19 protein-coding genes are annotated in these 18,719 nt (G+C 68.6%); 6 read left to right on the top strand and 13 right to left on the bottom strand.

Annotated elements, in window-relative coordinates; translation table 11 throughout:
* Positions 1–210: 210 nt before the first annotated feature.
* The 3 genes from ACSQ3O_RS13680 to ACSQ3O_RS13670 all read right to left on the bottom strand — a co-directional run bounded on the left by ACSQ3O_RS13680 (position 211) and on the right by ACSQ3O_RS13670 (position 3,005).
* A complete protein-coding gene (locus ACSQ3O_RS13680; RefSeq protein ID WP_436139279.1) occupies positions 211–711 on the bottom strand; it encodes an EVE domain-containing protein in 501 nt (166 codons plus the stop codon).
* A gap of 117 nt (positions 712–828) precedes the next feature.
* Complete coding sequence (locus ACSQ3O_RS13675) at positions 829–2,319, bottom strand: ATP-binding protein (RefSeq protein ID WP_436139278.1); 1,491 nt, start codon at positions 2,317–2,319, stop codon at positions 829–831.
* Entirely contained in the window at positions 2,316–3,005 is a 690-nt protein-coding gene (locus tag ACSQ3O_RS13670; RefSeq protein ID WP_436139277.1) for a response regulator transcription factor, read from the bottom strand. The genes ACSQ3O_RS13675 and ACSQ3O_RS13670 overlap by 4 nt, the downstream gene beginning before the upstream one ends.
* A gap of 207 nt (positions 3,006–3,212) precedes the next feature.
* On the opposite strand from ACSQ3O_RS13670, the gene ACSQ3O_RS13665 reads away from it, so the two are divergent.
* Positions 3,213–3,596 (top strand): hypothetical protein, encoded by a 384-nt coding sequence (locus ACSQ3O_RS13665; protein WP_436139276.1) that lies wholly within the window; start codon positions 3,213–3,215, stop codon positions 3,594–3,596.
* Positions 3,597–3,679: 83 nt separating this feature from the next.
* Positions 3,680–4,738 (top strand): DUF3592 domain-containing protein, encoded by a 1,059-nt coding sequence (locus tag ACSQ3O_RS13660; protein ID WP_436139275.1) that lies wholly within the window; start codon positions 3,680–3,682, stop codon positions 4,736–4,738.
* 19 nt (positions 4,739–4,757) lie between these two features.
* On the opposite strand, the gene alkB is transcribed toward ACSQ3O_RS13660, so the two are convergent.
* The 6 genes from alkB to ACSQ3O_RS13630 form a co-directional block, all read right to left on the bottom strand.
* Complete coding sequence (gene alkB / locus ACSQ3O_RS13655) at positions 4,758–5,414, bottom strand: DNA oxidative demethylase AlkB (RefSeq protein WP_436139274.1); 657 nt, start codon at positions 5,412–5,414, stop codon at positions 4,758–4,760.
* A gap of 6 nt (positions 5,415–5,420) precedes the next feature.
* On the bottom strand, positions 5,421–6,170 hold the full coding sequence (locus ACSQ3O_RS13650) for a 2OG-Fe(II) oxygenase (RefSeq protein ID WP_436139273.1): 750 nt from the start codon (positions 6,168–6,170) through the stop codon (positions 5,421–5,423).
* Positions 6,167–7,312: a bifunctional DNA-binding transcriptional regulator/O6-methylguanine-DNA methyltransferase Ada gene (gene ada / locus ACSQ3O_RS13645; protein WP_436141126.1), complete on the bottom strand. Its 1,146-nt coding sequence runs from the start codon at positions 7,310–7,312 to the stop codon at positions 6,167–6,169. The genes ACSQ3O_RS13650 and ada overlap by 4 nt, the downstream gene beginning before the upstream one ends.
* A 263-nt stretch (positions 7,313–7,575) precedes the next feature.
* A complete protein-coding gene (locus ACSQ3O_RS13640; protein WP_436139272.1) occupies positions 7,576–10,395 on the bottom strand; it encodes a DEAD/DEAH box helicase in 2,820 nt (939 codons plus the stop codon).
* A gap of 42 nt (positions 10,396–10,437) precedes the next feature.
* Entirely contained in the window at positions 10,438–11,160 is a 723-nt protein-coding gene (locus tag ACSQ3O_RS13635; protein ID WP_436139271.1) for a hypothetical protein, read from the bottom strand.
* Between the two features lie 241 nt (positions 11,161–11,401).
* On the bottom strand, positions 11,402–12,304 hold the full coding sequence (locus ACSQ3O_RS13630; protein ID WP_436139270.1) for a helix-turn-helix transcriptional regulator: 903 nt from the start codon (positions 12,302–12,304) through the stop codon (positions 11,402–11,404).
* A gap of 147 nt (positions 12,305–12,451) precedes the next feature.
* Between ACSQ3O_RS13630 and ACSQ3O_RS13625 the strand changes: the two genes are divergently transcribed.
* From ACSQ3O_RS13625 to ACSQ3O_RS13615, 3 genes are all read left to right on the top strand, one after another.
* A complete protein-coding gene (locus ACSQ3O_RS13625; RefSeq protein WP_436139269.1) occupies positions 12,452–12,928 on the top strand; it encodes a DUF3237 domain-containing protein in 477 nt (158 codons plus the stop codon).
* A gap of 78 nt (positions 12,929–13,006) precedes the next feature.
* Positions 13,007–14,008 carry a Bug family tripartite tricarboxylate transporter substrate binding protein gene (locus tag ACSQ3O_RS13620; RefSeq protein WP_436139268.1) on the top strand — a complete coding sequence of 334 codons (1,002 nt, stop codon included), beginning with the start codon at positions 13,007–13,009 and terminating at the stop codon, positions 14,006–14,008.
* A gap of 159 nt (positions 14,009–14,167) precedes the next feature.
* Positions 14,168–15,862, top strand: a complete 1,695-nt coding sequence (locus tag ACSQ3O_RS13615; protein WP_436139267.1) for a tannase/feruloyl esterase family alpha/beta hydrolase — start codon at positions 14,168–14,170, stop codon at positions 15,860–15,862.
* A 12-nt stretch (positions 15,863–15,874) separates the two neighbouring features.
* Here ACSQ3O_RS13615 and ACSQ3O_RS13610 read toward each other — a convergent pair whose 3' ends face one another.
* From ACSQ3O_RS13610 to ACSQ3O_RS13600, 3 genes are all read right to left on the bottom strand, one after another.
* A complete protein-coding gene (locus ACSQ3O_RS13610) occupies positions 15,875–16,396 on the bottom strand; it encodes a hypothetical protein (RefSeq protein WP_436139266.1) in 522 nt (173 codons plus the stop codon).
* A 21-nt stretch (positions 16,397–16,417) separates the two neighbouring features.
* Positions 16,418–16,672 (bottom strand): GlsB/YeaQ/YmgE family stress response membrane protein, encoded by a 255-nt coding sequence (locus ACSQ3O_RS13605; protein WP_436139265.1) that lies wholly within the window; start codon positions 16,670–16,672, stop codon positions 16,418–16,420.
* Positions 16,673–16,774: 102 nt separating this feature from the next.
* On the bottom strand, positions 16,775–17,464 hold the full coding sequence (locus ACSQ3O_RS13600; RefSeq protein WP_436139264.1) for an adenylate/guanylate cyclase domain-containing protein: 690 nt from the start codon (positions 17,462–17,464) through the stop codon (positions 16,775–16,777).
* Positions 17,465–17,639: 175 nt separating this feature from the next.
* Between ACSQ3O_RS13600 and ACSQ3O_RS13595 the strand changes: the two genes are divergently transcribed.
* Complete coding sequence (locus ACSQ3O_RS13595; RefSeq protein WP_436139263.1) at positions 17,640–18,020, top strand: hypothetical protein; 381 nt, start codon at positions 17,640–17,642, stop codon at positions 18,018–18,020.
* A 40-nt stretch (positions 18,021–18,060) separates the two neighbouring features.
* On the opposite strand, the gene ACSQ3O_RS13590 is transcribed toward ACSQ3O_RS13595, so the two are convergent.
* Positions 18,061–18,651, bottom strand: a complete 591-nt coding sequence (locus tag ACSQ3O_RS13590; protein WP_137745507.1) for a C40 family peptidase — start codon at positions 18,649–18,651, stop codon at positions 18,061–18,063.
* Positions 18,652–18,719 lie beyond the last annotated feature (68 nt).

The following is an 18,719-nucleotide window of genomic DNA, read 5'->3' as shown; positions in this document are numbered from 1 at the left end:
GTGGAGTTGTTGAAAAGAATCGGTCGACCGGCTGGGCCGCTCATGTGAAGTGGTGCTGCAGGATCGACCTCAATGGCATACGGCATCACTCCGAGTGTTGATTGTCGATTTGCACGTAAATTCAACGGCCTCACAGTTTCATGGCGGCTGGTTGAATTGAGTCGCGGCACCACTTATTCGCCACCCTGTCCTGATTGGATTGCCCCGTATCTAGGATGCACCCAGCAGCCTCCCCGTGATCGCCTCCCACTCCGCCGCCTCCACCGGCGTGATCGACAGCCGGTTGCCGCGCTGCAGCACGCACATGGGGGCCAGGTCGGGGTGCTCACGCAGCTCCGCCAAGGAGATCAGGCGGGTTTTGCGTAGGGCCTGCACGTCCAGCAGCAGCCAGCGGGGCTTGTCGGGTGGGGATTTGGGGTCGTGGTAGGGCGAGTCGGGGTCGAACTGTGTGGGGTCGGGCCGGGTGCTGCTGGCCACGCGGGCGATGCCGGCAATGCCGGGTTCGGGGCAGCTGGAGTGGTAGAACAGCACGCCGTCGCCCACCTGCATCTCGTCGCGCATGAAGTTGCGCGCCTGGTAGTTGCGCACGCCTGTCCAGGGCACGGTCGCTTTGGGGGCGGCCAGGGCGTCGTCGATGGAGCATTCCTCGGGCTCGGACTTCATGAGCCAGTAGCGCGGCGGGCGTTGTGGGGAGGCGGTGGTGGCGGTCATGGCGCCATTCTGGCAAAGGGTGGGCGTGCCTCTGCGGTTGCGCTAGCGATGCGGGGGTGGATTTGCTTCTCTTTTGATAGCTTCTTTGGCTTGTCTATCGCGCGGTAGAGCCTGTTTTTATTCAAATTTTTCCGTTGATGCAGTCCCAGGCAGCACCCCGGGCCCGGCCAGCGGCTCGCGCGGCAACACGCAGCGCAGGCCCACGCCGCGCCCGTCCAGCCCGTCGGCAAAGCCCAGGGTGCCGCCCATGCGCTGCACCACGCGCTGCGCGATGGCCAGGCCCAGGCCGGTGCCCGCCTCGCTGGTGCCGGGGATGCGGTAGAAGCGCTCCCACACCCGGGCGCGGTGTTCGGGGGCGATGCCCCGGCCGTTGTCCTGCACCTGCAGCACGATAGGGCCGCCAGTGCTTGTGTCATCCGTGCCCAGGGTCACCTCCACGCTGCCACCAGCCACTCCGTAGCGGATGGCGTTGTCCACCAGGTTGTCGATGACGGAGCACAGGCCTTCGCGGTCCAGCCGGGCGCTGAGGTGGTCGGGGGCGTTCAGGGCCAGTTCGATGCGCCGCGCCCGCGCCAGGGGCACGAGCAGGGCCACGCGGTTGCGCAGCAGGCCAGCCAGGTCCAGCGCGTCTTGCGCGATGGTTGGGGCGGCGGGCTGGGCGGCTGCGTCGGCGCGCGCCAGGGTCAGCAGCTGGGTGAGCAGGTGCGATGCGCGGGTGATGCCCTGCTGCAGCGCATGGGCAGCGTCGGCCCGCGCGGCGGGGTCGGGCTCGGTGAGCAGTTGGTGGGCCTGGGCGTTGATGGCGGCCAGGGGCGTGCGCAGCTCGTGGGCGGCATCGGCCAGAAAGCGCCTTTCGGCCTCCAGCCGCTGGGCCTCGTGGGCGAGCAGGGCATTGAGTTCGTGGATCACGGGGGCGGTTTCTGCATAGAGCCGGTCCACCTGCACGGGGGCCAGGTCACCCGCGCGGCGGCGCGAGATGCGCTGGGCCAGCTGCCGCAGCGGTGCGAGCCCGCTGCGCACCGTGACCCACACCACCAGCCCATGCCACAGGAACACGCCCAGCTGGCTTTTGAGCACCAGCCACAGCACGGGCAGCAGCGCGCCCAGCTGCAGCGCGCCGGGCTCGGCCACCTGCACCACCACGCTGCCGTCGCTCGCGGCCTGGGTGTGCAGGTGCCAGGGCGGGCTGCCGGGTGGAGGTGGGGGTGGGGCCGGTTTGGCATCCGGCCAAGGCACGTCATCGCTGCTGCGGTACAGCACCTGGCCCTGCGTGTTCAGCACGCGGGTGTGGGTCAGGCCTGCGATGCCGAGCAGGTCGCGGCCGGTGATTCGCAGCAGGGCGCCCTGCGCAGCCTGCATGCGGGCGGGCAGGGTGGCCTCGGGGCCCGCGGCGGCCTCGGCCAGGATGCGGGCGGTTTCGCGCAGCCGCGTGTCAATGTCTTCGGGGCTGCGCTCCAGCGCCACCCAGGTCATCACCGAGGCCAGGGCCAGCCAGGCCACAACCAGCGCGAGCGCCTGCCAGGCGATCAGGCGGCGAATCAGCGAGGGTGGGCGGGGCGCGCCGGGGGCCGTGGCCGCGTGCGCGGCGTGTATCGCGGCAGCACTCATGGCGCCGGGTCCATGGCCGCAGTTGCAGCCGGGGCCTCCAGCACATAGCCCACGCCGCGCACGGTGCTGATGAGGTGGTTGCCCAGCTTGCGCCGCAGCTTGTAGACATGCACGTCGGTGGCGTTGCTGTCCAGCGTGTCGGCGGGGCTGGAGCTGGCCTCGATCTGCGCGCGGGTGAGCACACGGCCCGGGTCTTCGGCCAGGGCGCGCAGGATGTCGTATTCGCGGGCCGAGAGGTGTACGTCCTGCCCATGCACCTGCACCCTGCGCCGCGCGGTGTGGATGCTGAGCGGGCCGATCTGCCACACGCTGCTGGTCTGCCCGCTGTGGCGCCGCAGCAGGGCCCGCACGCGCGACAGAAGTTCTTCAATGGCAAACGGCTTGCCCAGGTAGTCGTCGGCCCCGGCGTCCAGCCCCTGCACACGTTCGCCCACGCTGTCGCGGGCGGTGAGCAGCATCACCGGCGTGGCTTGGCCCTGGGCGCGCAGCCAGGCGAGCAAATCAAGCCCGGTTTCGTCCGGCAGGCCGATGTCGAGCAGCACCAGGGCAAAGGGCTGCTCTTGCAGAAACCGGCGTGCGTCGGCGCTGGTGCGCAGCCACACCACATGGTGGCCCGCCACGGTGAGCACGCGCTGCAGCGAGTTGCCCAGGGGGAGGTCGTCTTCCACAAGAAGGATGCTGGCCATGCGATGGGGTGTGAGGGGTAAGGAACAAGGCGGTGGCGGCGATTCTAGGAGTGGGCTGTGCCGCCCAATGGGGGCGGGCGCAGCGCGTGTTCATCAAAGCTTCATCTGCGGCGCCCGGCGCAGCGGCGGCTTCATGGGGGCTTCATGCAGGTCTTTGCAGACTGCGGGCTTCTCTGTTTCTTTCACCCCCTGCTGTGGGGCTTCCGTATGAATCTGCAAAACGCCATCTCCCTGTTTTCGCCGCGCAACCTGGTGTGCGCCCTGTTCATGTCTGTGCTATCAGCCTGCGGCGGCACGTCGGACGATGGGCACGTGGTCACCGTGGACGGCGTCAGCATGGACAAGACCATCGACAAGACCGGCATCTACGACCTGGAGGTGACGGGCGCGCGCAACGATGTGACGGTGGCTGCGGGCAACACCGTGGCGCGGCTGATCGTGGCGGGCATGAACAACCGCATTTTTGTGCTCAAAACCGCCACGGTGGAGCGCATCGAGCTGGATGGCAGTGGCAACACCGTGTATGTGCCCGTCGGCTTCAAGTCGCGCGTCACCCGCAATGGCAACAACAACGACGTGATCGAGCGGTGACAAGCCCTGGCACGATCTGGCCAGAAGACCGGCTTTGCCCGCAAAATTACCCCAGCCGCCGCAGTGCGGTGCGGGAGATATCGATGGAAAAGCCAGCCAAGAAGCAGCCGGGCGCATGGGTGATGGGCTTGTTTGCACTGCCTTTTGCCGCTGTGGGCGTGGGCATGCTGCTGCTGAGCGTGTTGCCCACGCTGTACGACTGGTCGCGCATGCAGTTCTGGCAGCCGGTCAACGCCACGCTGCTGGCCGCGAGCCTGAACAGCAGCCGCAGCAGCAAGTCCACCTCGTACACCGTCACGGCGCGCTACCGCTACGAGGTGGCGGGCCAGGTGTACGAGGGCGACCGGGTGGCCATCAGCGGCGGCGGCGACAACGTGGGCGACTTTCAGGAGGCGCTGGGCGAGCGGCTGGAGCAGGCGCTGCGCGCCGGGCAGCCTGTGCAGGTCTGGGTCAACCCCTCGCAACCGGCCGACGCGGTGATCGACCGCAGCCTGCGGGCCGGGCTGCTGGCCTTCAAGATGGTGTTTGTGGTGTTGTTTGGCGGCGTGGGCGTGGGCCTGCTGGTGTTTGTGCTGCGCGGGGGCAAGCCGATGGGGCAGCGGGCGCGCAACACCGCCGCAGCGGGCACGCCCGGCAAGCTCGAAAAAATCCCCGGCGGGGTGCAGATGCATTTCCCGGCCGGGCGGTGGTGGGGACTCAAGCTGGGGCTGGGCATGGTGGGGGTGCTGTTTCTGGCCGTGGGCGCGCTGGTGCCCTGGGAGCAGGAGGCCCAGTCCGACATCGCGCCCTGGCTGTTTCGCCTGGGGTTTGGCGGCGTGGGCGGAGCGGTGCTGGTGGCCGCGTTTTATGCGCTGGCCAACAGCCTGCGGGTGCAGATTGACCACGACGGCCTGCGCACCGAACGGCGCCTGCTGGGCCTGATGCTGCAGTGGCACCAGGTGCCCGGCCCCGAAATCGCCCGCCTGCGGGTGGTGGAGAGCTACACGGTCGAAAGCAACAGCCGCCGCGACGTCTATTACCGCATCGAGGCCGAGCTGCGCAGCGGCAAGAAGATCACCGTGGCCCAGGACCTGCAGGGGCGCAAGGACGCCGACCGGATGCTCGCGGCCATCGGCAGCGCCACGGGATACCCCATTCGCTAGTCCCGGCCGGGAAGGGCGCTCAGCCCGATGCCTTGCGAAATGTGAGGTTGATGCGCAACCCGCCCGTCATCGCATGGCTTGCGTCGGCCAGTGGGAGCACGCCGTGAAACCGCAGCCGCGCCGGGCCGCCCCACACCACCACGTCGCCATGCCACAGGCCCACACGCCGGGCCTTGTCGGCGCGCTGCGCGCCGCCCCACAGAAAGATGGCCGGGATGCCGAGGGACACCGACACGATGGGATGGTCGTAGTTGCCTTCGTCGCGATCCTGGTGCAGCGACAGCCGCGTGCCGGGCTCGTAGCGGTTGATGAGACAGGCGTCGGGCGAAAAACCGGGGTAGCCAGCTGCATCGGCCGCGTCACGGGCGAGTTGGCGAAACACTGCCGGCATGGGCGGCCAGGGCAAGCCGGTGGTCGGATCGGTGGGGCCATAGCGGTAGCCGCTGCGGTCGCTGATCCAGCCCAGCGCGCCACTGTTGGTCATGGCCACCGACATGCGCTGCCCGCCGGGGGTGATGAGGTGCCGGAAGGGCGCCTGGGCCGTGACGGCATCCACGGCCTGCAGCAGCTCGGCCGCCTGCGGCAGGGCCAAGCCGCGCAGCACCACGGCGCCCGGCTCCAGCCACTCGGGGGGCTGGGGCGCGGTGGGCAGGTCGTCAAACAGGCCGAGGGTCATCGCTGCCTATTCAGCATCATGAAAAATGATGCCCACCGTGTGTCGCTGGCCCGACCGCAGGCGGCTCACACCATGGCGCAGGTTCACGCGGTAAGTGCCGCGTGTGCCTTGCACCGGGCGGTGGTGCACGGCAAACGCCACCGCGTCGCCGCGAGAGAGCGGCACCACCTCGGCCCGCGACTGCATGCGTGGGCGCTGCTCGGTCAGCACGAACTCGCCGCCTGTGAAGTCGCTGCCGGGCTCCGACAGCAGGATCGCCACCTGCAGCGGAAACACATGCTCGCCATACAGATCCTGGTGCAGGCAGTTGTAGTCGCCCGGGGCGTACTGCAGCAGCAGTGGCGTGGGGCGCAGCTGCCCGGCCGCATGGCAGCGGGCGATGAAGTCGGCATGGCGCGCGGGGTAGCGCACCTCGATGCCCATGGCGGCATTCCAGTGGTTGGCGATGGGCTGCAGGTGCGGGTAGAGCGCGTCGCGCAGCCCGGCCACCAGGTCTGGCAGCGGGTAGCTGAAGTATTGGTATTCGCCCAGCCCAAAGCCGTGGCGCTGCATGACCACGCGGCTGCGGAACAGGGGCGGGCCGGGGTGGCGGTAAAGCGCTGCGAGCGCCGCGCATTCCTCGGCGCCCAGCAATTGGGGCAGCACCGCATGGCCCTGGGTGTGCAGGTCGTCGGTGGCCTGGGCCCAGTCGAGCGCGGCCACGCGGGCGGGCCAGGGGCTGCTGGCCTGTGGCGTGCTGTGGGGCAGGGCGCTCATGCGACCTTCTCCTGTTTTTGTGCCGTGTGTGCCGTGTGCGCGGTATGCGCCGCATCGGCCTCGCGCTGCAGCAGCGCGCGCTTGCGCTCCACCCCCCAGCGGTAGCCCGACAGCGCACCGTCGCTGCACACCACCCGGTGGCAGGGGATGGCCACGGCCAGCGCGTTGGCGCCGCAGGCCTGGGCCACGGCGCGGGTGGCGGCGGGGGCACCGATGCGCGCTGCAATTTCGGCATAACTCGCGGTCTGCCCGGGCGGGATGCTGCGCAGTGCCTGCCACACCCGCTGCTGGAAAGCCGTGCCCTGCACGTCCAGCGGTAGCGCCAGCCCCAGGCCGGGCGCCTCGACAAAGGCCACCACCTGGGCTACCAGCGCTTCGTAGTCTGCATCGCCCCCCACCAGCTGGGCCTGGGCAAACCGGTCCTGCAGGTCACGCACCAGGGCGTCGGGGTCGTCGCCAAGCAAGATTGCGCACAGGCCCTGGCCGCTGTGCGCCACCAGGATCGCGCCCAGGGAACATTGGCCCACCGCAAAGCGGATGCGCTGCGCCGCCCCGCCAGCGCGGTAGCGTGTGGGCGTCATGCCCAGCACCTGGGCGGACTTTTCATAGAAGCGGCTGCTGGACTGGTAGCCCGCTTCGTAGATGGCATCGGTCACCGAATCGGAGGCTTGCCCCAGCGCGCTGCGCACGCGCTGCTCCCGCTGCGCGGCGGCGTAGGCCTTGGGCGTGAGGCCCGTGGCCTGCTTGAAGATGCGGTGCAGGTGCGAGCTGCTCAGCCCCACGCGGGCGGCCAGTGTGCCCAGCGGGGTGGCGCCTTCGGCCTCCAGAATGCGGCAGGCCTGCGTGACCAGCCCTGCGTGGTGCGCCAGCGCCGAGGGCTGCAGGGGCTTGCAGCGCTGGCAGGGGCGAAAGCCCGCTGCTTCAGCATCAGCACAGCTGGCATGGAAGCGCACGTTTTCGGGTCGGGGCGTGCGTGCGGCGCAGCTGGGGCGGCAGTACACGCCCGTGGATACCACCGAATACCAGAAGCTGCCGTCTGCCGCCGCACTGCGCGCCAGCACCGCCGCCCAGCGTGGGTCGGCCTGGGTGAGGGCAGCTTGCTGCGCGGTCTGCGCGGAACGGGTTGCCGGGCGGGTGGGCATGGAAACAGCCGGTGGTGACAAAGGTGTGGAGGTAGCGGCGTGCATGGTGAAGGCTCCGAAAAGAACCTGCCGTTCACAGGCAGGTGGGCAGATTGCGTTGCGATGCCTTCACTGTAGAAACGGGGCGCGTCGGGCGCACTCCGAAGCTTGCTTTTGAATTCTGCACCGGCCGCAGGTGCACAAGCTGTTGCCCCTGCTTGCCCATCAAATACTATTATTTTGATAGCTATAAAGGCACGCCTATCAGGCGGTAGATGCCATTTTTACTCATATTCTGGTGGCTGCATCGGGCGCGGGCGGCGCAGGCCGGTGCCACCCCAACGTTTTGCATCCTCCCCCGGAATGGCCAGCGGGTTGTCGGCGGGCTCGGCCAGGGGCGCGAGCAGGGCCGTGAGGTCGGCCTCGCTGAACTTGACCGCGCCCGCTGCGTCGTGGCCCAGCACGCCGCTGGCCAGGGCGGCCTTGCGCGCCTGCAGCTCCAGCATGCGCTCCTCAATGCTGCCTTCCACCACCAGCTTGTAGACAAACACCGGCTGGTCCTGCCCGATGCGGTGGGCGCGGGCCGTGGCCTGTTCTTCAACGGCGGGGTTCCACCAGGGGTCGAGGTGGATCACTGTGTCGGCGGCCGTGAGGTTCAGGCCCGTGCCGCCCGCCTTGAGGCTGACGAGCAGGATGGGCGCACTGGTCGCGTCCTGCGCCTGAAAACGCTTGACCACGTCGCCGCGCTGGCCCGGCGGCGTCTGGCCGGTGAGGGTGAGGTAGGGCAGGGCGAGAGCATCCAGCCGCTCGGCCGCGAGCATCAGCATTTCGGTGAACTGCGAGAACACCAGCACGCGGCGGCCTTCATCGACCAGCGCGGGCAGCATGTCGGCCAGCAGGTCGAGCTTGGCGCGTTCGGTGCCGGGGTGCACCTTGGCGCCCTTGACGAGGTGGGGGTCGCAGCACACCTGGCGGAGCTTGAGCAGCGCGTCCAGGATGGTGATCTGCGCGCCGTCAAAACTCTGCCGCTCCAGCACGCGGCGCACCTGTTTGTCTGCCGTGGTGCGCACGGCCTCGTACAGCTCGCGCTGCTTGCCCTGCAGCTGAACGCGCTGGATGACCTCGGTGCGCGGTGGCAGTTCGGTGGCCACGTCCTGCTTGCGCCTGCGCAGGATGAAGGGGCGCACGCGCTGCGACAGCAGCTGGGCGCGCAGGGTTTCGCCGTTTTCTTCGATGGGCTTGCGCCAGCGGGCGTTGAAGCTGCGCACGTCGCCCAGAAAGCCGGGCATCAAGAAGTCGAACTGCGCCCACAGCTCGCCCAGGTGGTTCTCCAGCGGCGTGCCCGTCAGGCACAGCAGGTGCGGCGCCTGCAGCTTGCGCAGGGCGCGGGCGCTGCGGCTGCCCGCGTTTTTCACCATCTGGGCTTCGTCGAGGATCAGCAGGTGGAAGGGCTGCACGGCCAGCGCGTCCACATCGCGCCAGAGCAGGGGGTAGGTGGTCAGCACCAGGTCATGGTCGGCGATCTGCAGGTAGCGCTGGCCCCGGCTGGCGCCATGCAGGGCCAGCACCCGCAGGCCCGGCGCCATGCGCGCGGCCTCGGCCTGCCAGTTGAAGAGCAGCGAGGTGGGCAGCACCACCAGGGCAGGGCGGGTGAGGCGGCCGGCCTCCTTTTCTACCAGCACATGGGCCAGCGCCTGCGCGGTTTTGCCCAGGCCCATGTCGTCGGCCAGGATGCCGCCCAGGCCCTGGGCGCGCAGGTACTGCAACCAGGCCAGGCCTTCGAGCTGGTAGGGGCGCAGCTGCACCTGCAGGCCCTGCGGTGCCGCCACGGGCTGCGGCTCGCCGATGCGGCGCAGCCGCTGGGCCAGCTGGGCCAGGCCGGCATCGCCCTGCAACTGCCAGTCGTTGTTCCAGCCGCTGACGGTGCCCACGCGGTGGGCTTGCACCAGCCCGGCGCGCAGGGCCTCGATGCGGCGGGCCTCCCAGGCGCCCAGGCGCAGCGGGTCACCGTCCTTGAGTTGCTTGCGGGTGGGGTCGGTGAGCAGATCCACCATGGCGCCCACGATGGCCTTGAGCGGCCCGGCCGGTGCGTCGATGCGCCGCCCGCCCGGTGCGCGCAGCGAAATGACCGCGATGTCGTCGATGGCCGCCATCTGCCGCGCGTTGAGCCAGCGCACGTCGCGGCGCAGCAGGTCGGCCAGCATGGGGGCCAGGTCCAGCACCACGCCGTCGATCTCGATGCCCAGGCTCAGCAGCCAGGCGCCTTCGCGCTCGGGCAGGTGCAGCTTTTGCACGGGGCGCTGGCGCGCGCCCAGCGGGCCATCCACCTCTTTGGCCAGCAGCTCGCCAGTGTCGGGGGCGATGACGAGCTTCCAGCGCTGCACGGGCACGCTTTCATGCGCAAAGCCCGGGTGCACCACCACGCTCCAGCCCTCAGCGCGCAGCTGCGGCACCACGTCGGCCCAGAAGTCGCCGAAGTGCGCCTCCTGCGCCAGCGTCCACACCGGCCCTAGCGTGGCTGCGGCGGCTCGGTGGCGCCACTGCAGGCTTTTGGGGTCCACGGGGGTCAGGCCCAGGTCCCACACGCGGTCCATGGCATCGGCCTCAGCTGCCAGGTTGCGCTGCATGCGCAGCACGGGGCCGCCGGTGTCGTACAGGTCTTGCACGGGCGCGGGGCGCGCGTTCAGCACCGAGGTGGGCGCGGCGGTTTCCCACTGCGCGCAGCTGTCGGTGCGGTAAGCCCAGTCGATCTGCGCCAGGGTCACGCTGTCACCGCGCGGGCCCAGCTTGCCCTGGGGCGCCATGCCCAAAAGGCCCTCGCCCCGGCCCAGGGTCATGAGCGTGATGCGGGGGCGGAAGTGGCCCGCCACCGGGCCGGAGTCCGATGGGGTGGGCCCGGCGGGCGTGGCCTGCGCTGCCCCGTCTCGCAACAGCGCCATCACACGCGCCGCCTCGGCGTCGGTCAGCGGGGCCAGCGCCTGCAGCGTGGCCGCATCTGCGCGGTGGCGCAGCGCGTGGGCCCAGGCGGCCATCAGGGCCTGGCGGTCCGACCGGGGCGGTTCAGCGGGCGTGGGGTGGGCGGGGTTGTGGCCAGCAGCGGGCATAGGCCGCCGATTGTGCCGTGGCGGCGGCGCGCCACGCGTGGGTCAAAACTCCCAGGCCAGGCCCGCCTGGCTGAAGCTGCGCCCATTGCCACGGCCCACCGCCACCGACGCCTTGAGCCCTTCGGCGATCTCATAGCGCAGGCCCAGGGCCTTGTCGGGGCGCGCCCTTTGTTCGCCATACACCTCGGAGGTCAGGCGCAGCGCGCCGCTGAGCGGCAGCTCGTGGCCCACCGCCCAGGTGGCGGCGCGGTGGCGCACGCCCTGCACACGGACGGCGTGCTGGCCCGCATTGGCGTGCAGCGCCTGGTCGTTGGCAAACCGGTAGGTGGCCAGGCCGGTGAGGGTGTAGGCCCGCTCTGAAAAATGCGCTGGAGTGGCGTCGTCACGCACCCGGGTGTGGCCCAGGTCCAGCCGGGCACCCAGCGACCAGCCCAGGTCGCTCTGCACAGGCACCCACTTCACCCCCCAGCCCCGGCCCTGCAAGGTGCTGGCCGGGCTTTGGCCCTTGTCGCGGCCGTGGGCCAGCGACACCTCCATCTCCAAGGTGGGCAGCAGCCCCATGCCAAACAGCAGCTCGGTGCTGCGGGTCTTGGCATCGCGGCCCAGGGTGCCTTCGAGTTTCAGCGTGCCCTGGGCCATCGTGCCAGCGTCGTCGGTGCGCATGGGCGCTTCGGCATGGGCGTACAGGGCGCCTGCAACGCAAGGCAGCGCCAGGCACCAGGGCGCGATCCGGGATGGAGTACGGGGTGTCGAGAGGCTTTTCATCGGGGTCTCTTCGTGTTTTTGGCGCAGTTCTGCTGGCGTTGCCTGGGCAGTTGATGGGAGCGGCTGGATGGTCTGCAGCCACGCGCCCTCTGCCCGGCCATCATCGCGCAAGAATCGTCGCACGCGGAGTCCTAGCGTGCCGGAAACGCGTTGCACAGTCATCCAGCCGGTTGCCTGGCCTGGACGATGAGCAGCGTGCTGCCCGGCGCCTGATGGGGGGTGAATGAGGGGCTTGGCAGCGTCAGCCGCCCAGCACCCGCGCAAACAGCTCGTTGCGAAAGTGGATGCCCAGGCGCGCAAAGGCGCGGTTGCGGTAGGTCTTGACGGTGGGCACGCTCAGGCCCAGGTCGGTGGCGATGCCCTCGTGGGTCATGCCCTGCAGCAGGCGGGCACACACGTCCAGCTCGCGGTCGGTCAGCTCGGCCTGCAGGCGCACCAGGCGCATGCGCAGCACGGGCAGGCCATCGGCGGCCAGCGGGGCAAGGGCTGTGTCGGCGGGCAGCGCCAAGGCCTGCGCAGGGCCCGGGCCGGTGACCTCGTGCCACAGCGTTGGCGGGGCCACCTGGGTGTGCGACAGGTCAATGTGTTTGCGCGTGAGCGCCAGCAGCACGGGGGCCACGGATTCGAAGGCGCTGATCTGCCGGTCGCTGAAGGCGCGCTGGTGCTGGTGGCGATAGAAGTTGACGGCGAACACCGAGCCGTCGCTTTCATATTCGACCACCGACACGCGCTCGGCCACGCCGTGGGCTTCGTACACCCGGGCGCGGTGTTCGCCCTCCACCTCGGTCGCAGTCACATGGCACAGCCGGGTTTCAGGCGCGGCCAGCGGCACTTCGTCAAAAGAGCGGCCCCAGGTACGGTCGCTGCGGTAGGGGCCCGACAGGTAGGCCCACCAGCAGTCCTGCGTGGTGTCGGGCACGCCCCGGCTGGCGGACATGAACAGCGTGGGCTTGCAGCGGTGGCCGGTGCGGTACACCGACCAGGACGCGGCGGGCAGCACGGGTTCCAGATCCTGCAGCAGGCCGGGCGCAAAACCATGGCCGCCCAGGCGATGGACCATGCTGGCCAGCGTCTGGCTGGCGGGACTGTGCAGCACCTGGCGGCCAGGTGCCGTCTGCAAGGAGGGGGGAAGCCACTGCCGCATGGAACAAGTCAGAAATTGGGGGTGACGGTGGGCTAAAGCCTGGAGTGTGCTCTGAAAAAGCCGTCAAAGCCGGTACAGGGCACTGGGGTTATCCCGTCATCTTCTGGGATGACAGGCCGCACCAGCAACGGGACTTACGCTAGGTCCATGTCTGAACCCATGCCCTTGCCCGATCCGCAATTCAAATTCTTTGCCGACTTCCGCGTGGAGGTCGGCACCCCTCAGGAGGTAGGCCACACCGTGCACGGCCTGCGCAGGCTGATTCCCATTGTGGGTGGCACCGCCACCGGCGATGGCTGGAGCGCGCGGGTGCTGCCCGGCGGCGCGGATTTTCAGCTCATCGTGAACGACCGGCTGTCGGAGCTGGACGCGCGCTATGTGCTGGAGACCGATGGTGGCGACCTGATCTATGTGCAGAACCGTGCCGTGCGCTCGGGCCCGGCCGAGCTGATTGCCCGCCTGGTGCGCGGCGAGCTGGTGGACCCGGCGCAGGTCTATTTCCGCTGCAGCCCGAGTTTCGAGACCGCCTCGCCCGCGCTGTCCTGGATTGCCGAGCGCATGTTTGTGGGCACCGGCGCACGCTACCCGGACGCCGTGGCCATGCGGTTCTTTGAGCTGCGGTAGCGCTCCGCACACCTTCGCCGCTTTGCCTTCCTTGATTTGATTTTTGACCTTTCCCAACGTACAAGCCCTGGAGACACCATGAAAAACACTGCTCACCCCCTGCGCCGCGCCCTGGTAGCCGCATCCATCCTGGCCGGGCTTGTGCCCTGGGCGGGGGCCCAGGCACAAAGTGCTGCGGCCTACCCCAGCAAGCCCGTGCGCATCATCGTGGGCTTCCCGGCGGGCACAGGGCCCGACATCGTGGCGCGCCTGCTGGCGCAAAAGCTCTCGGAGGGCTGGGGCAATGCGGGCGTGATCGTGGACAACAAGCCCGGCGCGGGTGGCCTGATTGCTGCCAGCGAGGCCGCACGCGCCGCGCCCGACGGCTACACGCTGATGCTGGGCGAAACCGGCCAGCTCAGCATTGCCCCCAGCAGCTACAACAAGCTGCCCTATGACCCGGCCAAGGACTTCGTGCCCGTGAGCCAGGTGGTCACCTCCGACTTTGTGCTGCTGGTCAACCCCCAAAAGGTGCCATCGCGCAACGTGAAGGAGTTCGTGGACTGGACCAAGCAGCAAAAGGGCCTGTTCCTGGCCACCTTTGGTGCAGGCACGCCGGGGCATTTTGGCGCGTTCATGTTTGGCGATGCGGTCAAGCTCAAGCCCGAGCCGGTGCACTACAAGAACACGGCAGACGCGCTGGGCGGCCTGTTCAGCGGAGATGTGCAGGGCGTGTTCGCCAGCGTGGGCCTGGCCGCACCCAATGTGAAGGCGGGCAAGCTTGTGGCGCTGGGCTCCACCGGCGCCACGCGCACCAACGCGCTGCCGGATGTGCCCACCATCAAGGAGCAGGGCTATGCCAACCTGGAGTTCTCTTCGTGGTTCGGCATCGTGGCCCCGGCCAAGACGCCACCCGAGATCGTCGCCAAGCTGAGCGCCGACATCATCAAGGCCGTGCAGTCGCCCGAGGGCAAAGCCAAGATGGAAGAGGCCGGTTTCCGCGTGACGGGCACCAGCCAGCAGGACTTTGCCCGCACCATCGCCGCCGACACGGTGACCTGGGGCAAGGCCGTGGCCGCCACCGGCTTCAAGGCCGACTGAGCGCCCGCAGCAAGCACTCCCGTTTTCCACACACCTTCTGAGCCTCTGAGCCCGCGCACCTGCAACCGCAGGCGGCGCGGGCCGGGGCGCAGCCTTGCCTGCCGCCGGGCTGTGCTTCACGCCATCAATACCACCACAACACCACCGGAGACCCGCACCATGCCATTCAGTCACGCACTGCATCCCGCCTGCCCGCCAGCGGCGGGATTGCGCCGCAAGTTGGTTCCCGCCGCACTCGCCATGCCCCTGCTGATGGCAGCCTGCGGCGGCGGCAACGGAGACGCCACCGCCCAGCAGCTCACACCGGCCGCTGCCTGCGCCGACCTGTCGTCCAAGGCCGGTCTGGCTGCGACCACGCTCACCACCAGCTATGTGGCGGCAGATACCAAGCGCCCAGGCGGGGCCGCCACCGGCGCCTTCCTGCCGGGCCACTGCGTGATCACGGGCGCCATCAACCCCCGCGTGGGCGTGGATGGCAAAAACTACGCCATCGGCTTTCAGCTGAGCCTGCCGGACAACTGGAACGGGCGTTTTCTGTTCATCGGTGGCGGCGGCAACGACGGCATCCTGCGCGACACCTCGCTCAGCTCCAGCATCTCGGGCGGCACGCCGTCGCCGCTGGGGCAGGGGTTTGCGGTGGTGTCCACCGATGCGGGGCACAGCGGCACCACGGCCAGCTTTGGCGCCGACCCGCAGGCGCGCATCGACCATGCCTACAACTCGTATGACAAGACGGCCGTGGCCGCCAAGTCGCTGATTGCCACGCGCTATGGCCGCAAGCCGGACCATTCGTACTTTTCGGGCTGCTCGGGCGGCGGGCGCCAAGGGATGATGTTCTCGCAGCGCTTCCCAGACTACTTCGACGCCATCACGGCCGGTGCGCCCGCCATGCGGGTGTCCAGCGGCGCCACGGTGGCGGCGATGTGGAACACCATCCAGTTCGACGCCATTGCGCCGCAAGACGCGTCGGGCAAGCGCATCCTGTCGCAGGCATTCAGCAATGCCGACCTGAACCTGGTCGCCGATGCGGTCAAGTCGTCGTGCGACGCGGCCGACGGTGTGGCCGATGGCCTGGTGAACAACGTCAAGGCCTGCAAGTTTGACCTGGCCGTGCTGCAGTGCAGCGGCGCCAAGGGTGCAGACTGCCTGAGCAGCGCCCAGGTGGGTGCCCTCAAGAGCGTGTTTGCGGGCCCGCGCAATTCCGCTGGCAAGGCCCTGTATGCAGGCCAGCCCTGGGACCCGGGCCTGGCCGCTCCCGGCTGGCGCACCTGGACGCTGGGTAGCTCCACCACCGCCACGCCAGACGCGCGCTACATCACGCTGATGGTGGACGCCCTGGTGAACGAGTTCTTCACGCCACCAGACCTCACGTTCAACCCGCTGACCTTCAACTTCGACACCGACCCGGCACGCATGGAGGCCTATTCGGCCATCTATGACACCTACCGCGACGACAAGCTGGCGGCCTTCAAGCAGCGCGGCGGCAAGATGTTGTTCATCCATGGCATGTCCGATCCGATCTTCTCGGCCCTGGACACCATGGACTACTACGAGCGCCTGGCAGCCAACAACGGTGGCATGGCAGCCACGCAGGGCTTTGCGCGCACCTTCCTGGTGCCAGGCATGAACCACTGCTCGGGCGGCCCGGCCACCGAAAACTTCGATTCGATCCAGGCCATGGTGGACTGGGTGGAAAAGGGCGTGGCGCCCGACACCATCGCGGCCAAGGCGCTGCCCGCCAACACCTTCATGCCCAACCGCACCCGGCCGCTGTGCGCCTATCCCAAGTTCGCCAAGTACAAGGGTTCGGGCAGTGTGGAAGACGCCAGCAGCTTCGTCTGCGCGGCAGAGTAAGCCTGTCAGGGCCTACTTGCGGACGGTAGGGGTTGATGCTGGGGCGGGGGCGGGCAACAGCAGCCCGGCCTCCTGCACCACCCGCACGCAGTCGCGCAGGTGCTGCTCGCCCAGGTAGCGCAGCGTGGCGTAGCCCAGGGTGGCTGCCACCGCTTGCCCCGCCAGGGGCACGTATTTGGCGACCTGCTTGGTGGTCAGGCGCAGGCCTACCGTCTGGGTGGCGCGCAGCACCAGCTCGCGCGTGATCAGTTTGCCGATCAGCACCGAGCCGACCAGGCTCACGGCCTTCTGCACCTGTTCGCGTTTGCTGGGGTCCAGTTGATCGATCTGCCCGGCCGACAGGCCAAACTCGGCGCTGATCTGGGGAATGAGCCGGGACAGCAGGGCCGCATCCACGGCCCAGTCGAGGCCCGGCACGGGCACCATGCTGGCGGCGGCGGCCACCAGCGCCCGCCGGTGCAGCAGCTTGCGCGCACGGCGCACGGCGGCGGCCAGGTCCGGATCACCGGCGGCCATCTGCAAGGAGCTGGGCATGGGGCGGTCCTGTGCGACGGCTTACGACGACTTGCCCTTGACCAGGCTGTACACCACCAGCAGCACCACGGCACCCAGCACCGAGGCAATCCAGCCGGCCGAATCGCCCTGCGCGTACCAGCCCATGGCCATGCCCACATAGCTGGCCAGGAAGGAACCCGCCACGCCCAGCAGCGCGGTCATGATCCAGCCCAGTTTGTCGTCTCCGGGCTTCACGGCACGGGCAATCAAACCCACGACCAGACCGACCAGCAACGTTCCCAGTATTGACAGCATGTTTTCCCCTTTGTGTCTTTGAATGCGGATGAGATGAAAGCGACTGGGGGACTGTACCGAAGGGCCTGGCCGCCCCCTGTCGGACAACGCCCCCTGTGCGCGTCACCCGGCTGAGGTGGCGCCCTGGGGCGGGGAGTTCAAGGGCCGCTCGAACAGGCAATACCCGAAACGGTGGGCAAGCAGGTCCATGCCCGAAATTTGGTAGCTGCGTCCGCCGCAGATGTAGCGACCCGGTGGCAGGCCCGCGTGCGCGGCCTCGGTCAGCAGGACTTCGTTGGCTCCGGCAATGTCCTCCCCGAGCTTGCAGGCGCAGTTCATCTCGGGGCCAAAAAGATCCTGCTGGGCAATCACCAGCGTGGGGCCGAAGCCAATGCCTGCGCTCACGTTCAGCACACGCTCGGGGGGGAGCACGGTGTTCATGGCCTGCAGGGCGCGCAGCGTGTCCAGCGCGGCCTCCAGGGCCTGCCCGGGGCTGTTGAACACGGCAAACAGGTTGTCGGCCTCCTGCTTGATGATTTCGCCGCCATTGCCACGGATGGCGGGGCGGGCCGCCTGCTCCATCTGGTGGATCATGGCCAGGAAATGGATGATGCCGTGGCTTTGCGTGATGCGCGAGAAGCCGCACATGTCCAGCACCAGGATGGCCACGTTGCGCACAAATGCCTCCTCGATGGCGGCATCGATGCCCGCCGCATTGGCGGGCGCCTGGTTGCGTTCGGCCAGCAGGCGCCGCAGGTAGTCCTTGTCGTGCGGGGCATGGGCCCCGGGGGGCGGCGCAGAAGGGTGGTGCATGGCAGCGGCCTGTGGGTGGTGTCTGACATGGTAGCGCGGCACCTGCTGGCGGGGCAGGGCCCGGCCGCAAAACTACAGTGGGGCTGTCCGTGCCTCAGGGATTGTCTGCACCAACGGCGCCATGCGTCTTTTGCAGCCCTGCGGTGATCCAAGCACAGCAAGAAAGGAAACTCCCATGACCTATCCACGTTGGACCCGTTCTGGTGCTGCCCTCGCGGCGGCCTGCGCCCTGGGTGGCCTGTTGGCCCTGCCCACAGGGGCCCTGGCACAGGGGGACGAAGCCTCGCTGGCCCGGGGGGCCGTGCCCGACACCACGCCGCAGCAGCGTTACCAGTCAGCCATCCGCGAAGCAGGCGGCGGGCTCAAGGTCAGCCTGGAGGAATGCCGGGCCATGGCGGCTGCAGAGCGCAAGGGCTGTGAATCCCCGGCCCGCGCACGCTACCAGGCCGACATGGCGGCCGCCAAGGCGCTGCTGAAGGACCCGTCCGCCGGGCCGGTGAATGTGGTGGGCGGGCCGATCCGCAGCACCGAGACGGTGTACGAAATCAAGCGCTGATCCTCCCTGCCGCCAGAGGGGGAGGGCGTACGGGTCGTGCCTACTGCTGCTGCGCTGCCTGGGCGGTGCTGGTGGCCGCACCCTCGGCAGAGGTCACGCGGCGTGCGCCGTTGAAGCGGCGGGACCAGTAGGCCAGGCCCATGTCTTCCACCCGGATCTCCGAGCCGCTGCGGGGAGAGTGGATGAACTTGTTGTCCCCCACGTAGATGCCCACATGGCTGAAATTTCGGCGCATGGTGTTGAAAAACACCAGGTCGCCCGGCTGTAGTTCTTTTTTATCAATAACCTGGGTGGCGGCCGCCTGCTGGTCGGCACGGCGGGGCAGGAGCAGGCCCACGGTCTGTTCGTACATGGCGCGCACAAAACCGCTGCAATCAAACCCGGTTTCGGCACTGTTGCCACCGCGCTTGTAGGGTACGCCGAGGAAGCCCATGGCGTTGACCACCAGGTCGGATGCCCGGCCGGCCACCGTTTGGGCCTTGTCGGCCACCTGGTGGCTCACGTTTTCCAGCCGGGTAAGCAGGCCTTTGTCGGCAAGCAAACGGTCCATATCGTCAGAATTGGCCGTCTGGGGGGCTGCCTGCGCGGTGGTGGCGCAGACCAGGAGGAGGAGGCAAAACCATCTGGACATGGGGGCGAAGGGTAACACGGTATGGTTGCTTATTAAAAATAAGCAGTTTTGCAAGCCATTGATTTGAT

Source organism: Acidovorax sp. LjRoot74, assembly GCF_964254355.1.
Lineage (GTDB): Bacteria > Pseudomonadota > Gammaproteobacteria > Burkholderiales > Burkholderiaceae_C > Acidovorax.
Note: the sequence above shows the minus strand (reverse complement) of the source record. Positions and strands in the feature narration are given on the sequence as shown.

Excerpts from the sequence above, each read along its gene's own strand:
- ACSQ3O_RS13680 (WP_436139279.1), bottom strand. The coding sequence starts at position 711 with ATGACCGCCACCACCGCCTCCCCACAACGCCCGCCGCGCTACTGGCTC.
- ACSQ3O_RS13630 (WP_436139270.1), bottom strand. The coding sequence starts at position 12,304 with ATGCGGCAGTGGCTTCCCCCCTCCTTGCAGACGGCACCTGGCCGCCAG.
- ACSQ3O_RS13605 (WP_436139265.1), bottom strand. The coding sequence starts at position 16,672 with ATGCTGTCAATACTGGGAACGTTGCTGGTCGGTCTGGTCGTGGGTTTG.
- ACSQ3O_RS13615 (WP_436139267.1), top strand. The coding sequence starts at position 14,168 with ATGCCATTCAGTCACGCACTGCATCCCGCCTGCCCGCCAGCGGCGGGA.
- ACSQ3O_RS13670 (WP_436139277.1), bottom strand. The coding sequence starts at position 3,005 with ATGGCCAGCATCCTTCTTGTGGAAGACGACCTCCCCCTGGGCAACTCG.
- ACSQ3O_RS13590 (WP_137745507.1), bottom strand. The coding sequence starts at position 18,651 with ATGTCCAGATGGTTTTGCCTCCTCCTCCTGGTCTGCGCCACCACCGCG.
- ACSQ3O_RS13620 (WP_436139268.1), top strand. The coding sequence starts at position 13,007 with ATGAAAAACACTGCTCACCCCCTGCGCCGCGCCCTGGTAGCCGCATCC.
- ACSQ3O_RS13595 (WP_436139263.1), top strand. The coding sequence starts at position 17,640 with ATGACCTATCCACGTTGGACCCGTTCTGGTGCTGCCCTCGCGGCGGCC.
- ACSQ3O_RS13675 (WP_436139278.1), bottom strand. The coding sequence starts at position 2,319 with ATGAGTGCTGCCGCGATACACGCCGCGCACGCGGCCACGGCCCCCGGC.
- ada (WP_436141126.1), bottom strand. The coding sequence starts at position 7,312 with ATGCCCACCCGCCCGGCAACCCGTTCCGCGCAGACCGCGCAGCAAGCT.
- ACSQ3O_RS13650 (WP_436139273.1), bottom strand. The coding sequence starts at position 6,170 with ATGAGCGCCCTGCCCCACAGCACGCCACAGGCCAGCAGCCCCTGGCCC.
- alkB (WP_436139274.1), bottom strand. The coding sequence starts at position 5,414 with ATGACCCTCGGCCTGTTTGACGACCTGCCCACCGCGCCCCAGCCCCCC.
- ACSQ3O_RS13635 (WP_436139271.1), bottom strand. The coding sequence starts at position 11,160 with ATGAAAAGCCTCTCGACACCCCGTACTCCATCCCGGATCGCGCCCTGG.
- ACSQ3O_RS13660 (WP_436139275.1), top strand. The coding sequence starts at position 3,680 with ATGGAAAAGCCAGCCAAGAAGCAGCCGGGCGCATGGGTGATGGGCTTG.
- ACSQ3O_RS13610 (WP_436139266.1), bottom strand. The coding sequence starts at position 16,396 with ATGCCCAGCTCCTTGCAGATGGCCGCCGGTGATCCGGACCTGGCCGCC.
- ACSQ3O_RS13665 (WP_436139276.1), top strand. The coding sequence starts at position 3,213 with ATGAATCTGCAAAACGCCATCTCCCTGTTTTCGCCGCGCAACCTGGTG.
- ACSQ3O_RS13600 (WP_436139264.1), bottom strand. The coding sequence starts at position 17,464 with ATGCACCACCCTTCTGCGCCGCCCCCCGGGGCCCATGCCCCGCACGAC.
- ACSQ3O_RS13640 (WP_436139272.1), bottom strand. The coding sequence starts at position 10,395 with ATGCCCGCTGCTGGCCACAACCCCGCCCACCCCACGCCCGCTGAACCG.
- ACSQ3O_RS13625 (WP_436139269.1), top strand. The coding sequence starts at position 12,452 with ATGTCTGAACCCATGCCCTTGCCCGATCCGCAATTCAAATTCTTTGCC.